Raw genomic sequence first — 15,109 nt, 5'->3', positions numbered from 1 at the left:
GTCCGCGTGCGGCTTATTGTCACGCGTGTCAGCAACTCCGCTATTGACTGCCGTGGCAACCATTGCCATTGCAACTTTCATGAACGCTTACAATCGGGACAATTTCTTTCCCGACACCTCGATCGGTTATCTGGTGCGCGCCGTTCACCAGCTCGGTTACGCGCGACTCGACGCGGCCTGCGCGAACGAGGGGCTGACCGGCATTCAATGGTCGGCGCTGATCGCGATCCACTTCGGCCAGACCAACAGCGCCGCGCTCGCGCGCGACCTCGCGCATGACAAGGGCGCGATGACGCGCATGGTTGACGTGCTCGAGGCGAAGGGGCTGGTGCAGCGCGACCGCGACGATGCCGACCGCCGCCTCGTCAATCTGTCGCTGACCGACGAGGGTCGCGCGGTCGCCATGCGCTGCCGCGACAGGGTGATCGACCTGTGGAACGCGGTGCTCGCCGACTGGAGCGCGGAGGAGACCGCCTGCCTGATCGCGCAACTCCAGAAGCTCCGCCGCGCGCTGGAAGTTGCCGCATGATCCGCTTGTTTCTCCCGCTCACCACCGCGCTGCTCGCCGCAACAGCACTCGCTGCCTGCACACCCCCCGACACCCGCCCGACGCTGACACCCAAGGCGGCGAGCGACCTCGCGCTCACCGGCCCGTCGGTCCAACTCGCGCCCGATTTCTGGACAACCGTGGGCGATCCCCAGCTCAACCGGCTGATCGCCGACGCGCTGGCAGGCAATCCGTCGCTCGACGTCGCACTCGCGCGCACGCGGCAGGCGCAGGCGGTGCTCGCGCGCCAGGGATCGGAAATCGGTCCCAACGCCACGTTCGACGCGCAGGTGCAGGGCTCGCGCCTGTCGGGCCGCTACACCATCCCGCCGCCCTTCGCCGGCTCCGTGCGCGCGATCGGCACCGCGCAAGCCGGGCTCGACTGGAACCTCGACCTGTTCGGGCGACAGAAAGCCGCGATCGCGCAGGCCGGCGCGACGCTACAGGCGGCGCAATATGACATCGCCGCCGCGCGGCTCATGATCGCAGGGTCGGTGATGCAGAGCTACGCCGAGGTCGCGCGTGCCGAGCGGCAGGCCGCGATTGCCACCCGCACCATCGCCGCGCGCGAGCAGAGCGTGCGCCTGGTCAACGCGCGCGTCCGCAACCGCCTCGCCAGCCGGCTCGACCAGCAGGCGGCGGGCACCTTGCTCGCCCAAGCCCGCCTCGTGCTCGTCCAGGCGCAGGCCGCGCGCGTGCTCGCCACCAACGCGCTCGCCGCACTCGCCGGTCGCGGCAGCGATTATGCCGCGCAGATCGGGCCGACGCGCCTGCCGACCGACGCCGCGCTGCCGATCCCGGCGCAAATCCCCGCCGACCTGCTCTCGCGCCGCGCCGACATCGCCGCCGCGCGCGCGCGCGTCGAGGCGGCCTCGGCCGGGCGGCAGGTCGCACGCCGCGCCTTCTATCCCAACGTTAATCTGACCGCGCTGGTCGGGCTACAAGCGATCGGCTTCGGCAATTTCCTCGACCTCGATGCTGGCACCGCCGGCGGCGGTGCGGCGATCCACCTGCCCTTGTTCGACAACGGCCGGCTCCGCGCCGAGCTGGAGGGTGCGACCGCGCTCGTCGACGTTGCCACTGCGCAGTACAACCAGTCGGTGATCGACGCCGCGCGCCAAGCCGCCGACGGTATTGCGCAAGTCCGCGCCGCCGATCTCGAACGCGCACGCCATCAGCAGGTCGTCTCCGGCTTCGCCGAGACCGGCCGCTTGAACGCGATCCGCGTGCAGAGCGGGCTCGATAGCCGGCTCGACCTCGTCGACAACGACGTGCGGCTGCTCGATGCCGAACTCGCCGCCGCCAATCTCTCGATCGACGCGCTGCTCGCGCGCGCGCAACTCGCCATCGCACTCGGTGGCGGCTTCGACCCTGCTCAGGACGTGACGCCCCGATGACCGACACTGCGACCGATACTGCCGCACCCGCGCCGGAAACCCCCGCCGGCAAGCCCCGCGCGCGCCGTCGCGCCTTTGCCATCCTGGGCGTGATCGTCCTCGTCGCACTGATCGTCTGGGCGGTATTCCACTTCCTGCTCAGCCCGCCTGAGGAGGAAACCGACGACGCCTATGTCGCGGGCGACGTGGTCGCGATCACCACGCGCGATCCCGGCACCGTGCTGGCCCTCCACGCCGACAACACGCAGAGCGTGAAGGCGGGACAACCGTTGATCGACCTCGATCCCGTCACCGCCGACGTCAACGTCGCCGCTGCCGCCGCCGACCTCGCGCGCGCGGTGCGCGGCACCCGCGCCGACATCACCCGCGTCGGGCAATCGGACGCGACGATCGTCCAGGCGCAGGCCGAACTCGCTCGCGCGCGCGACGATTACGCACGCCGCCGCGGTGCCGCCGCCGAAGGCGCGGTCTCGGGCGAGGAACTGTCCCACGCCGCCGATGCGGTAAAGGTGGCGACCGCCAACCTGCGCCTCGCACAGCAGCAGCGTGCACAGGCGCAGAGCGCGGTGCAGGGCACCGACGTCAACACCAACCCTGCCGTCCTTTCCGCGATCGCGGCCTACCGCCGCGCCGCGATCATGCGCAGTCACATGCACGTCGTGGCGCCGATCGACGGCGTCGTCGCGCAGCGCACGGTGCAGGTCGGGCAACAGATCGCCGCCGGCACGCCGCTGATGGCGGTCGTGCCCCTCACCCGCGTGTGGGTCGACGCCAACTTCCGTGAAACGCAGTTGAAGGACCTGCGCATCGGCCAGCCGGTGCGCGTCACCGCCGACACCTACGGCGACGATCTCGTCTTCCACGGTCGCGTCGCGGGTGTCGGTGCGGGCAGCGGCAACGCCTTCGCGCTCCTGCCGCCCCAGAACGCCAGCGGCAATTGGATCAAGATCGTGCAGCGCGTACCGGTGCGGATCGAGCTTAACCCGCGCGAACTCGCCGCCAATCCCTTGCGCATCGGCCTGTCGGTGAAAACCGTGGTCGACACCGCCAGCAAGGCGGGCAATCGCCTGGCACAGGTCGCCGCTGCCCCCTACAAGGGCGAGGTGACGGGCACCGACCCGCAGGTCGAGGCCAACATCCGCCAGATCATCGCCGCGAACCGCTGACCCCCAGGACTTCGCGATGACCGACGCCGCCAATCTCGCCCAAGGCGCGGCCGCCGGCGGCGCGCAGACCAACGCGCCGATCCGCCCCGCCGCCAACCCTGCGCGCGCGGCGGCGGCACCCGCCGCACCACCGGCGATGGCGGGCGGACAGCTCGCGCTCACCTCGTTCGCGCTGGCGCTCGGCACCTTCATGATGGTGCTCGATTCGACCATCGCCAACGTGTCGCTGCCGACCATCGCAGGCAATCTCGGCGTCAGCAGCGACAATTCCACCTGGGTCATCACCGCCTTTGCCGTCTCGAACGGGATCGCGGTGCCCTTGACCGGCTGGCTGATGCGCCGTTTCGGCGTGGTGCGCGTGTTCTGCACCGCGGTCGCCTTGTTCACGCTTTCCTCGTTCCTGTGCGGCATCGCCTGGGACCTGCCCTCGCTGATCCTGTTCCGCGTGCTGCAAGGTGCGACCGCCGGCCCGATCATGCCCGGCAGCCAGGCGCTGCTGATCTCGATCTTTCCGCCGCAGAAACGCTCAACCGCGCTCGGTATCTGGTCGATGACGACGCTCGTCGCGCCGATCATGGGGCCGATCCTCGGCGGCTACATCTCCGACAATTACCATTGGTCGTGGATCTTCCTGATCAACGTGCCCTTCGGCATCTTCGTCACGTTGATCTGCTGGTCGAACCTGAAATCGCGCGAAACGCCCAAGATGAAGCTGCCGATCGACGCGGTCGGGCTCGGGCTGCTTGTGCTCTGGGTCGGCGCGCTCCAGGTCATGCTCGACCTCGGCAAGAACGCCGATTGGTTCAACGACGATCTGATCGTCGTGCTGACCGCAGTCGCCGCGATCGGCTTCGTCGCCTGGGTGATCTGGGAGCTGACCGACGCCAATCCGACGGTCGACCTGTCGCTGTTCGCACGCCGCAATTTCCTGATCGGCAACCTCGCCTTCTCGCTCGGCTACGCCGTCTTCTTCGCCAACATCCTAATCCTCCCCCTCTGGCTCCAGACCCAACTCGGCTATACCGCCACTTGGGCCGGGCTCGTCGCCGCGCCCAGCGGGCTCGTCGCCGTCGTACTGACCCCGTTCGTGGCAAGGCTGTCGGGCAAGATCGACGCGCGCCTGCTCGCCAGCGTCGCGTTCATCGGCTTCGCGGTCAGCTATTACATGCGCTCGGGCTATACGACGACCGCGTCGTTCACCGACTTCATGCTACCGTTGCTGGTGCAGGGCGTGTCGATGAGCACCTTCTTCCTGTCGATGCTGACGATCGCGATCGACCGCATTCCGCCCGAGCGCCTGCCCTCGGCCACCGGCATCTCCAACTTCACCCGCATCGTCGCAGGATCATTCGCCGCCTCGATCATCACCACCGCCTGGGACCGGCGCGAGGCACTGCACCAGACGCGCCTGACCGAGGCGGTCGGCACCAACATGCCGATCCAGATGGCGACCGAGCAACTGATGCGCCTGGGAATGACCGCGCAACAGGCCGCCGCCGTTGTCACCCGCCAGATGGTGGGGCAGGCATACCTACTCGCCTCCACCGACCTATTCCGCATTAGCGCGTATCTCTGCGCATCGATGCTCATCATCGTCTGGTTCTGCCGCCGCCCGACCCCGCCCGAGGGCCACGTTGTCGCCGCCGACTGAGCACGGAGGAACAGGCGCGCAGCGACCGGGTTGAGCGGCCATGCCGATCTGTCAGACGCCCGCGCTCGACATCGCCTATGAACAAGGTGGACCAACGGGTGGTTCACCGGTTCTGCTACTGCACGGTTGGCCCGACGACGTGCGCGGATGGGACGGTGTGGCGCCGCTGCTCGAACGCGCGGGCTATCGCTGGATCGCACCTTATCTGCGCGGCTTCGGCGGCACGCATTTTCGCGACGCGTCGCATCCGCGCGACGGGTCCAGCGTCGCCGTGGCGCAGGACGCCTTTGACCTCGCCGATGCGATCGGGCAGGATCGTTTCGCGGTGATCGGCCACGATTGGGGTGGCCGCGCCGCTTACGTCATGGCCGCGCTCCAGCCCGAGCGGCTCGCCGCGATTACCGCGCTCGCGATCGGCTACGTGCCACGCGGCCGCTTCGTCACACCCACCTTCACGCAAGCGCAGCGTTGGTGGTACCAATGGTACATGACCACTGACGGCGGCGCCGAACGCGTGCGCGAGGACCCGATCGGCTTTGCGCGTCGCATGTGGGAGGATTGGAGCCCGCCGGGCTGGTTCGACGAAGCGACGTTTGCGCGCACCGCCGACAGCTTCCGTAATCCGGACTGGGTAGCCGTGACGCTTCACGGCTACCGCAGCCGCTGGCCGGAAGAAGCGCGTGATCCGGCACTCGCGACCGCACGCGCGAGAGTCGCCGACACCGAAACCCTCACGGTTCCGACCCTGATGATCCAGGGCGGTGCCGACGCCTGCGATCCGCCCTCGGAGTCGGAAGGCGAGGAGCACTATTTCACCAACGGCTATCGCCGCCTCGTCATCGACGACGTCGGCCACTTCCCCGCTCGTGAGGCACCCGCCGACATGGCCGCCGCCGTGCTCGATCACCTCGCGCACGCCGTCTGGGCACCGACCCACACGGCGCCTACAGGGCAGGCATGACCGATTTCGCCGCCACGCGTGCGCTGTTCCACTTGCCCGAGGGCGTGATCTATCTCGACGGCAATTCGCTCGGCCCCCTGCCGCTCGCCGCGGAGGCGCGTGTCGGACAGGTGCTGCGCGAACAATGGGGCGACCAGCTCATCCGCGCGTGGAACGACAGCGACTGGATGATGCTGCCCGCTCGCGTCGGCGACCGCATCGCACGGCTGGTCGGCGCGCCGCCCGCCAGTATCGTCACCGGCGACACCTTGTCGATCAAGGTGTTTCAGGCGCTCGCCGCTGCGCTCGCGCTCGCGCCCGCCGACCGCCGCGTGGTGTTGAGCGACAGCGGCAATTTCCCCAGCGACCTCTACATCGCCGACGGCCTGCTCGCGGCACTTGGCGGGCGCGAGCTGAAGGTCGTCGCGCCCGAGGGGGTCGCCGACGCGATCGACGAGAGCGTCGCGGTCACCATGCTGACCGAGGTCGACTACCGCACCGGCCGCCTCCACGACATGCGCGCGCTGACGAAACGCGCGCACGACGTCGGCGCGATCACCGTGTGGGATCTGGCGCACTCCGCCGGCGCGATCCCCATCCACCTCGCCCAGGCCAACGCCGATTTCGCGGTCGGCTGCACCTATAAGTACCTGAACGGCGGTCCCGGCAGCCCCGCCTTCATCTACGTCGCTCCGCGCCACGCCGATGTCGCACAGCCGATCCTATCGGGCTGGCTCGGCCACGCCGAACCCTTCGCCTTTCACCGCGCCTATCGCCCCGCCGCGGGCATCGAGCGGATGCGCGTAGGCACCCCGCCGATCGTCGCGCTGTCGATCCTCGACGCCGCGCTCGACGCTTGGGACGGCGTCGACATGACCGACGTGCGCGCCGCCTCGATCCACCTCTCCGACACCTTCATTCGCGAGGTGGAGCGCCGCTGCCCGCAAATCGATTGTGGCCTCGACCTCGCCTCCCCGCGCGACGCCCACGCGCGCGGCAGCCAGGTGTCGTTCCGCCACGACCATGCCTACCCGGTCATGCAGGCGCTGATCGCGCGCAGCGTGATCGGCGACGTGCGCGCGCCCGACATCCTGCGCTTCGGTTTCACCCCGCTCTACCTCTCCGAGGCCGAGGTGGTGCAGGCCGCCACAATCCTCGCCGACGTGATCGATACCCGCGCCTACGAAGCGCCCGAGTACCAGCGCCGCGCGGACGTCACGTGAGCGACGACGCAGCCCCGCCCCATGCCCCACCCCACGCTGGCGCCGAGCTGAACTTCGCCGGCAAGATGGCCTATGCCGACTATCTTGCGCTCGACCGCGTGCTCGACGCGCAACACCCACGCTCGACCGCGCACGACGAGCTGTTGTTCATCATCCAGCACCAGACCAGCGAATTGTGGATGAAGCTCGCGGTCCACGAACTCACCAGCGCGCGCGACGCGATCCTCAGCCAGCAACTGCCCCATGCGATCAAGATGCTCGCGCGCGTCAGCCGTATCCTCGAACAATTGAACGGCGCGTGGGACGTGCTGCGCACCATGACGCCGAGCGAGTATACGACCTTCCGGGACGCGCTCGGCCAGTCGTCGGGATTCCAGTCGTGGCAGTATCGCGCGATCGAGTTCCTGTGCGGCAACCGCCACCACGCGATGCTCGGCCCCCATCGCCACCGCGCTGACACGCTCGCCGCGCTGGAGAACATCCTCGCTGCGCCCAGCATCTACGACGCCGCCTTGCTGCTGCTCCACCGCCACGACCTGCTCGCCGACCCGACGCGCGACTGGCGCGCCGAACGCGCGACCGACCCGGCGGTGACGCAAGCCTGGGCGACGATCTACCGCGACCCTGCAGCGCATTGGCCGCTCTACGAACTGGCGGAAAAGCTGGTCGACCTGGAGGATTATTTTCGCCGCTGGCGCTTCAACCACGTCACCACTGTCGAACGCGTGATCGGCCTCAAGCGCGGGACCGGCGGCACCGCGGGCGTCGGGTACCTGCGCCGCATGCTCGAGGTCGAGCTGTTTCCCGAACTCTGGCAGGTCCGAACCCAATTGTGACCGCTCGCTGATCGAGCCCACCCGTCATCCTGGACTTGATCCGAAATACCGATTGTTCGGCCCGACGGTAGGACAGGCGCCAAACCCGCTGACAGCGCCGTGCACCGATGACGGTCACGTCGGCACAGCACCTGATTAAGTCGCTTGATCAACACAGGTTCACAGGCGCAGCTTCCCTGTTCGGAGTTCGTCGACGGGCGGTTCCACGCCCGCGACAGTCTCCGCGCAAGGAGAGATGTCACATGGCCTATTCCGATCAGGCACCCGGCAGCAGGCGTATCGCCACGATCGCCGGCGTCGCGGTCATCCACGGGTTGCTCGGCTTCGCGTTCGTCACCGGCATGGCGAGCAGCTTCGTGACTGAGGTGTCGCGCACACTCACCACCAGCAACGTTCCCGTTGAGACGCCACCCCCGCCCGACACGCCGCCTCCGCCCGAACAGACCGCCACCGCGCCAGCGAGCGCGTCGTCGGTCACCACGGTCATTCCGCGCGTCCCGACGCCGGCCGCCAGCAGCACCGTGTTCGTTGATCTCCTACCGGCGTCACCGTCGCCGCTACCACCCGCCCCGATCGACGTCGCGCCGCCTTCGCCGCCTGTCACCGTCAGCAAGGCGAGCGCCGTGCGCGCGATCGGCAACCGCAACACGTGGATCACCACCGACGATTACCCCGCCGCCGCACTACGCGCCGAGGACGAAGGCTCGGTCGCGATCAGCGTCCAGATCGGCAGCGATGGCCGCGTCACCGGCTGCACGGTGACCGCCTCCAGCGGGTCGAGCACGCTCGATAGCGCCGCCTGCCGCCTCTACCAGCGTCGCGCGCGGTTCGAGCCGGCGCGCGACGACGCCGGTGCTGCGATCGCGACCAGCTACACCGACCGCGTTCGCTGGCAATTGCCACGCTGACAGCAAGCCTTCCCCGCCATCCGGCGGGGAGGGCTACGCCGAAGTTGTAGAAGTCTGCCAGCTCGATCCGTGATGCACCCCGCCGCCGCATTTGCCGCAGCGGGGTTAGAGATGGACCGCCATCTAACGAACCTTTCCCCCCATCTCGGCGGGCGAGGTTCCACCACCGTTAGGGCCAGCCTGCCAGCCCTATCCGTCATGCACGCCGCTTCCACACTCGCCCCAGCGAGGTGAGGGCTCGACCATCACCCAAACGCCCCCTACGCACCACCTCGGCACGGAAGATTCCCTCGCTGTTATCGGTATCTTGCCAGCTAGATCCCGCGCATACCGCTGCAGCGAGGTCGACTATCGACCATCGTCATCTGCCGTCACGAAGCCCCAACGGTCACTCCACCCGCATCGCCTGGGCGATGCCCTCGCGCTCGTTGGCGCGCGCGGTTTCACTCGTTTCATGGTCGCGAACGACCGCGACCGGCGTATAGACCGGCGCATCCATCCCACTGACGTACGCCTCGTCGGTCACCTCGACCGTCGCACCCAGCGACGTGATCTCGAACAGCTTCTTCGCGAACGCAGTCGGCAATCGAATGCAGCCGTGCGACGCTGGAAACCCGGGATTGCGGCCGGCATGCAGCGCGACGCCGTCCCACGTCAGCCGCTGCATGAACGGCATCGGCGCATTGTCGTACAGGTTGGAAAAGTGCTTCGCGTTCTTCTGCAGGATCGTGAAGCTACCGGTCGGCGTGTCGTTCCCCGCCTTGCCGGTCGACACCGTCGACGCCGCCACCAGCGTCTCGCCGCGGAACACGTAAGCGCGTTGGTCGGGGATCGAGATCAGCACGCTGACCGGGCCCGCGATCGCCCCTTGAGCCTGCTCGTCGGTCCACACGTAGCGATTGGGCGCGAGCGCGACGGCCGCCTCGGTCAACGCCAGACCATCGAGCGTTCGCGCGCTCGCCATTTGCGAGAGACAAGCGCCGGCGATCACCGGCGCGACCATCAGCAGGGCGCGTCGCAGCATGTCGTTGTTCCTCAAATCCGTCCGTCGATCGCCGGCCTCCGCCACGCGATCACCGTTAATAACACCTTGCCATGCTTTTGGTGCCACGCCGATGAGTTGTGCGGATTCCGCGCCAGAACGTCGGAACGTGCGCCTAAGATGCGGAAAAGATTGCGGATCGTTAAGCCGAATCGTGGTACAGATCCGCATCGGCAATGAAGGATTATCGGCAGCAATGCAGTTGACGCGCGAACCGGTGCCATCACGGCGTGCCCTGTTGAAGACGGGCGGCTTGTTCGCCGGGGCGATGATGATCCCGTCCGCGGTCTCTGCCGGCCTGCGTCGCGCACCCGAATCGCTGCTTCCCGCCGGCGTGTACGAGGGGCACAGCGCAGGCGGCTTCACCGCCGACAGCTTCCCTGCCGGCAGCGCCAACAGCCTCGGCACGGTGCGCCCCACGCTGATGCGCCGCGCGCTCGCCGCGCTCGAGCATCACGGCAGCAGCATTCAGCGCCACGACCGGATCGCGATCGCCGACTTCGCAACTTCGTCGGGCACGCCGCGCTTTCACCTCATCAACCTCGAGGATGGCCGCACCCGGTCGAAGCTCGTTGCGCACGGCTCGGGTTCCGACCCGGCGCACACCGGCTATCTCCAGCGCTTCTCCAACGCCAACGGCTCCAACGCCTCGTGCGAGGGGACGTTCGTGACCAGCGACTATTACGTCGGCAAGCACGGCAAGTCGCAGCGGCTGGTGGGGCTCGACCGCACCAACAACAACGCACTCGATCGCGCAATCGTGGTTCACGCCGCCTGGTACGCCAATCGCGAGATGGTGGCCGAGCGCGGTATGCTGGGCCGTAGCCAGGGTTGCTTCGCGGTCGGCGAGAACGAACTGGCCGAGGTGTTCGAGCGGCTCGGGCCGGGCCGCATGATCTACGCCGCCAAGGTCTGATCCGGCATTACGAGGCGATGATCGGCGCGGGGCAGTCACCGCGCCGCCCCGCGCACGACGACTACGCGTCGCCGCGACGATCGAAGCGGTCGAGTTCATAGGCGATCGATGCCTCGACCAGCAGATCCCACATCGCCGCGACGGCATCGCCGGGCAGGCCGGCTTCTTCCGCCGCCGCGCGCGCTTGCGCGATCACCTGCCGCTTGCGCGCCTCGTCGCGTACCGCGCTCCGCGCCGGCTTGATGCGCGCCGCCGCCTCCATATAGTCGAACCGCCGTCTCAACAGCCCGACCAGTTCGCGGTCTAGCGCGTCGACCCCGGCGCGGACCTCGATCATGGTGTGGCACTCGGGACCGGGCTTGATGCTCATCCCGCCGCCTGTGCCGCCGCCGCGCCCGCCTGTCCAGCGCAAGGCGCGGCGCTTGACGCATCCCACCCACCCCGCTAAGCGCGCGCCTTCGCAATTGCCCCTGCACCCCGGTGAAGCGGTGGGCCTGCCCGTGCCTCCAGGCATCGGGCGGCGCGATGACCGGGAAGAACCTCGCGAACCATCATGCATGATGAAGCGCGGGCCACGTTGTTCGCATTTGCCAAGGATTACACATGTCGAAGCGTCATAGCGCGAAGCACAAGCTCGATCGCCGTTTGGGCGAGAACATCTGGGGCCGCCCCAAGAGCCCGGTCAACAAGCGTGAATACGGCCCCGGCCAGCACGGTCAGCGCCGCAAGGGCAAGGTGTCGGACTTCGGCATTCAGCTGCGCGCAAAGCAGAAGCTCAAGGGCTATTACGGCGACGTGACCGAGAAGCAGTTCAAGCACTGCTACGAGGAAGCCGCCCGCATGAAGGGCGACACCTCGCAGAACCTGATCGGCCTGCTCGAGCGCCGCCTCGACATGATCGTCTACCGCGCGAAGTTCGCGCCGACGATCTGGGCCGCGCGCCAGCTCGTCAGCCACGGCCACGTCCGCGTCAACGGCGTGAAGTGCAACATCGCGTCGCGCCGCTGCTACGTCAGCGACGAGATCACGCTGGGCTCGAAGGCGCAGGAAATGGCGCTGGTGCTCGAAGCGCAGCAGCTCGCCGAGCGCGAAGTGCCCGATTACGTCGCACCCGACGGCGCCGCCAAGGTGACCTTCATCCGCGTGCCGACGCTGGACGAAGTGCCCTACCCGGTGAAGATGGAGCCGAATCTGGTCGTCGAATTCTACTCGCGTTAAGCTGAGTAGAAGGCGTCGACCGGCCGGCCTCGCCACAGCGAGGACCGACGACGCGGACCTCGCCCGCGGCGCATCCCGACACGGAACGGAAAAAGGGCGGTCCCGCGGGGCCGCCCTTTTTCGTTAAACCGGCATGAGGCGAAACCTGATCCGCGCCACATTCGCACAAAGCCACGCACGCTTGCAGCCGCTCCGCACCGCTGGCACACGCCAATCGATCGTTGGCGTCATGACGCCTGTGACCCACGCGACCATTATCCAGCCGATCAAGGAAACGACGTGACCCCCACGACCCCACTCGCCGAATGGGCACCGCACGCCGCGGTCTGGATCGGCTTTCCCAGCCATGCCGAGCTCTGGCAGGAGGATCTGGAGCAGGCACGCGACGAGGTCGCCGCCTTCGCAGCAGCTGTTCACGCCGATGGCGCGGGCGAGACGGTGATCCTGGTCGCCGCTCATGACGAGGCCGCCGATGCGGCGCGTGCGCGCGCGCCCTTCGCGCAGGTGGTGGTGGAACCGTTCGGCGACATCTGGCTGCGCGACACAGGCGCGATCATCACCGGCGACGGCGTCGCAAACGATTTCGCGTTCAACGGCTGGGGCGGCAAATACGATCTGCCGGGCGACGACGACATTGGGCAACGCCTCGCCGCCGCACGCGGGCTCGCCTCGATCCGCCACGATTGGGTGCTGGAAGGCGGCGCAATCGACGGCGACGGCACCGGGCTGGTCGTCACCACCGAGCAATGCCTGCTCAACCCCAACCGCAATCCGTCGCTGTCGCGCGCCGAGATCGAGCAACGGTTACGCGACGACCTCGGCTACACCGACGTCGTCTGGCTCGGCGACGGCCTGTTGAACGACCACACCGACGGCCACGTCGACAATCTCGCGCGCTTCGTCGGCGAGCGACGCCTGGCGCTCCCGCATGCGGCCGAGAACGACCCGAACTGGCGCGTCTATCAGGACGCCGCCGACCGCGCCCGCGCCGCCGGGCTGGAGGTGGTCACCATCCCGTCCCCCGGCCGCGTGCTGCGCGACGAGGAAGTGATCCCGGCCAGCTACATGAACTTCTACATCGGCAACGCCGCAATAGTGGTGCCGATCTACGGCTCGGACCACGACGACGCCGGCGTCGCCGCGGTGCAGGCGCTGTTCCCGGACCGCCGCGCGGTGGGATTGCGCGCCGACGCGATCCTGACCGGTGGCGGAAGCTTCCATTGTATCAGTCAGCAAATCCCGGCGTAAGCGCGTCGGCGCAGCGACGGCGCAGATGCGCGGCCAAGCCGCGCAAGGCCGGGATCGGCCAGCGGGCAGGCGCAGCCAAGCCCGTCTGACGCAAAGCGGCGGCTTCGCCGTCGCCCCTCCCGGTCTAGCCCCGTCCGCGAAGCGATAGCGCTGCACCAGCAAGGCCGATGCCGGCCCACGCCCAGCCGCAGCCTTGCTCATCGACGCCAAGCGGCCGCTCCCTTCGCGCCAAAGCGGGTCCCGATAGATGACCCAACCTTACACGGAGGTGCCCCCCCCCCTTCTCCTGCCCGCTTCAGGAAGCGGGACGCCGGAACAAGTTCGGGGTGACGGAAGAAAGTGGGCCAAGCGGCTCGAGAACAGCTCTAAGCGGTACGGCCAAAAAGACTGCTGCGTTGCGCGTCAGCAAGATCGAACCCGGCCAGTTGCGCATGTCCCAGCACCAGACCCACCTGCAACCACTCCCACCAAGCTCGCACGTATCGAGCACAGTCACCCTTTCCACCCACCAGAGCGCACCCCACGCCGCCACCGCCACCGCCGCCTTGCGCAATCACCCAACCGCGCCCATATCCCCCCTCGCTACAGTCGCACATCGACGGTTTTTCGGCGCTTTGCGGCCCCCTTCTTCCTTCTTTCCCTGCTGCCGACGGCAAGGGGCGTGTCAGCAATCGACCCGTCATATGAAGTAAGGAAGACCATGAGCATTACCGGCACCGTCAAGTTCTTCAATCTCGACAAGGGTTACGGCTTCATCGCGCCCGACGGCGGCGGCGACGACGCGTTCGTTCACATCTCGGCGGTTGAGCGCTCGGGCATGGCGACGCTGAACCAGAATCAGCGCGTCGGCTACGAGCTGGAGCAGGATCGCCGCGGCAAGATGGCGGCGGTCAACCTCACCCACGCCGATTGAGGCGCGCGCGATGGCGGTCGACCGATCGCCATCGCTTGTTTCCGGCATCGTTTTCCGGCCGATCGATCGGCCGCGTGCCGGTTCACCGACCCATCGGAGTTCGTGACCCATGTCGAATGATGCTGCATTCTTCCGCCGCCAAGCCGACACGCAACGGGTGGAAGCGTCCGCCGCTACGCTCGATAATGTGCGCGAACGCTGCGAGCGCGCCGCCGCCTCTTGGGACGCAATGGCGGTCCGTGCCGAGCGGACCGACAAGTTGCGCGCCGATCGCCTGCCCGCGGCGGCACCGTCCCTCCTCGCGGAGTGACCGCGACCGCGCTGGCGCTCGCACCGCATCGCACCCGCATCCCCTGCGCCGAGCCGCAGCCCGGACTGGTCGCCTTCGCGGAACCGTCGATCGAGCTGGAGCGTGCCGCCGCACTGCTGCTGCGCGGTGCTGATCGCCTAGGCCAGTTGGCGACTGATGGTGCACTCGCCGATCCGTGGCCGGCAGGCAGTGCCGCGGGCGTTCGCGCGCGTTACGTCGCCAATTGCCTGCGTGAGCTCGACACCTTCTTGAAGGGCTTGCTCGATCAGGTCGCGCCGCCCGCACTCTGGCGCCCGCGCCGGCACAACGCCGCCAGCCGCGTCCACGACGTCGCGCGATTGCCGACGCGCGACGATCGCCGCAGCCCGCCGCTCGCCATCCTGGGCAGCGATGTCGCGCGGTTGCGCGCGCTTGGCCGCTCGCGTGCTTGTTTGTGGCATTGTCACGGCCTAGTGCGCCGCTCCGACCGGCAGGGCGATACGTGGATGACCGCGGGCTGGCACGCGCCCGGCTCGACCCACTTGCGCCGCTACGCACTCGGCGAGCGGCTGACGCCGGAAGGCGGCGATCTGATCGGGGTCGGTGCCTTTTACCGGCAACTCGCGTACAAGATTGCGGACGCCTGACGCGGTCGGCGCTCGGGGTCGCCGCCGCCCAAAGCGTGCCCGTCAGTTTGGGACACAGGCTCGACCCAACTACGCCAATACGCACTCGGCGATTGGCTGGCACCTCGAGGAGGTAGCCTGACCGGGGTCAGCATTTTCTACCGCCAATCCGCGTACAGGATCGCGAAC

The 15,109-nt window shown here is 68.1% G+C and carries 16 protein-coding genes; 14 read left to right on the top strand and 2 right to left on the bottom strand.

Annotation, left to right across the window (positions count from 1 at the left end):
* The first annotated feature begins 79 nt into the window (after positions 1-79).
* The 8 genes from HRV97_RS09050 to HRV97_RS09015 all read left to right on the top strand — a co-directional run bounded on the left by HRV97_RS09050 (position 80) and on the right by HRV97_RS09015 (position 8,668).
* Positions 80-529: a MarR family winged helix-turn-helix transcriptional regulator gene (locus HRV97_RS09050; protein ID WP_174193945.1), complete on the top strand. Its 450-nt coding sequence runs from the start codon at positions 80-82 to the stop codon at positions 527-529.
* The gene (locus HRV97_RS09045; RefSeq protein ID WP_174193944.1) at positions 526-1,944 is read left to right on the top strand and encodes an efflux transporter outer membrane subunit; all 1,419 of its coding nucleotides are present in this window, start codon (positions 526-528) and stop codon (positions 1,942-1,944) included. The genes HRV97_RS09050 and HRV97_RS09045 overlap by 4 nt, the downstream gene beginning before the upstream one ends.
* On the top strand, positions 1,941-3,110 hold the full coding sequence (locus HRV97_RS09040) for an HlyD/EmrA/EmrK family protein (RefSeq protein WP_174193943.1): 1,170 nt from the start codon (positions 1,941-1,943) through the stop codon (positions 3,108-3,110). Before HRV97_RS09045 ends, HRV97_RS09040 begins: the two co-directional genes overlap by 4 nt.
* A 136-nt stretch (positions 3,111-3,246) precedes the next feature.
* Positions 3,247-4,761, top strand: coding sequence for a DHA2 family efflux MFS transporter permease subunit (locus tag HRV97_RS09035; protein ID WP_246248654.1), 1,515 nt, complete (start codon positions 3,247-3,249; stop codon positions 4,759-4,761).
* A gap of 40 nt (positions 4,762-4,801) precedes the next feature.
* Complete coding sequence (locus HRV97_RS09030; RefSeq protein WP_174193941.1) at positions 4,802-5,722, top strand: alpha/beta fold hydrolase; 921 nt, start codon at positions 4,802-4,804, stop codon at positions 5,720-5,722.
* Positions 5,719-6,924 (top strand): kynureninase, encoded by a 1,206-nt coding sequence (gene kynU, locus HRV97_RS09025; protein ID WP_174193940.1) that lies wholly within the window; start codon positions 5,719-5,721, stop codon positions 6,922-6,924. Before HRV97_RS09030 ends, kynU begins: the two co-directional genes overlap by 4 nt.
* The gene (gene kynA / locus HRV97_RS09020; protein WP_343044469.1) at positions 6,921-7,760 is read left to right on the top strand and encodes a tryptophan 2,3-dioxygenase; all 840 of its coding nucleotides are present in this window, start codon (positions 6,921-6,923) and stop codon (positions 7,758-7,760) included. The genes kynU and kynA overlap by 4 nt, the downstream gene beginning before the upstream one ends.
* Before the next feature lie 242 nt (positions 7,761-8,002).
* The gene (locus HRV97_RS09015; protein ID WP_174193939.1) at positions 8,003-8,668 is read left to right on the top strand and encodes an energy transducer TonB; all 666 of its coding nucleotides are present in this window, start codon (positions 8,003-8,005) and stop codon (positions 8,666-8,668) included.
* Positions 8,669-9,056: 388 nt separating this feature from the next.
* On the opposite strand, the gene HRV97_RS09010 is transcribed toward HRV97_RS09015, so the two are convergent.
* Entirely contained in the window at positions 9,057-9,692 is a 636-nt protein-coding gene (locus HRV97_RS09010; protein WP_174193938.1) for a L,D-transpeptidase family protein, read from the bottom strand.
* Between the two features lie 214 nt (positions 9,693-9,906).
* Between HRV97_RS09010 and HRV97_RS09005 the strand changes: the two genes are divergently transcribed.
* The gene (locus HRV97_RS09005; RefSeq protein ID WP_246248653.1) at positions 9,907-10,626 is read left to right on the top strand and encodes a murein L,D-transpeptidase catalytic domain family protein; all 720 of its coding nucleotides are present in this window, start codon (positions 9,907-9,909) and stop codon (positions 10,624-10,626) included.
* A gap of 61 nt (positions 10,627-10,687) precedes the next feature.
* Here HRV97_RS09005 and HRV97_RS09000 read toward each other — a convergent pair whose 3' ends face one another.
* Positions 10,688-10,996, bottom strand: a complete 309-nt coding sequence (locus HRV97_RS09000) for a chorismate mutase (RefSeq protein WP_174193937.1) — start codon at positions 10,994-10,996, stop codon at positions 10,688-10,690.
* Positions 10,997-11,229: 233 nt separating this feature from the next.
* On the opposite strand from HRV97_RS09000, the gene rpsD reads away from it, so the two are divergent.
* From rpsD to HRV97_RS08975, 5 genes are all read left to right on the top strand, one after another.
* A complete protein-coding gene (gene rpsD, locus HRV97_RS08995) occupies positions 11,230-11,844 on the top strand; it encodes a 30S ribosomal protein S4 (RefSeq protein ID WP_174193936.1) in 615 nt (204 codons plus the stop codon).
* A gap of 279 nt (positions 11,845-12,123) precedes the next feature.
* On the top strand, positions 12,124-13,092 hold the full coding sequence (locus tag HRV97_RS08990) for an agmatine deiminase family protein (protein ID WP_174193935.1): 969 nt from the start codon (positions 12,124-12,126) through the stop codon (positions 13,090-13,092).
* A gap of 700 nt (positions 13,093-13,792) precedes the next feature.
* Positions 13,793-14,005, top strand: coding sequence for a cold-shock protein (locus HRV97_RS08985; RefSeq protein WP_174193934.1), 213 nt, complete (start codon positions 13,793-13,795; stop codon positions 14,003-14,005).
* 109 nt (positions 14,006-14,114) lie between these two features.
* Positions 14,115-14,315, top strand: coding sequence for a hypothetical protein (locus HRV97_RS08980; RefSeq protein WP_174193933.1), 201 nt, complete (start codon positions 14,115-14,117; stop codon positions 14,313-14,315).
* Positions 14,312-14,941, top strand: coding sequence for a hypothetical protein (locus tag HRV97_RS08975; protein ID WP_174193932.1), 630 nt, complete (start codon positions 14,312-14,314; stop codon positions 14,939-14,941). Before HRV97_RS08980 ends, HRV97_RS08975 begins: the two co-directional genes overlap by 4 nt.
* Positions 14,942-15,109 lie beyond the last annotated feature (168 nt).

The sequence above is a fragment of the Sphingomonas hominis genome (genome assembly GCF_013328205.1).
Lineage (GTDB): Bacteria > Pseudomonadota > Alphaproteobacteria > Sphingomonadales > Sphingomonadaceae > Sphingomonas > Sphingomonas hominis.
The sequence above is the reverse complement of the archived record's forward strand: the minus strand, read 5'-3'. Positions and strand labels throughout refer to the sequence as shown.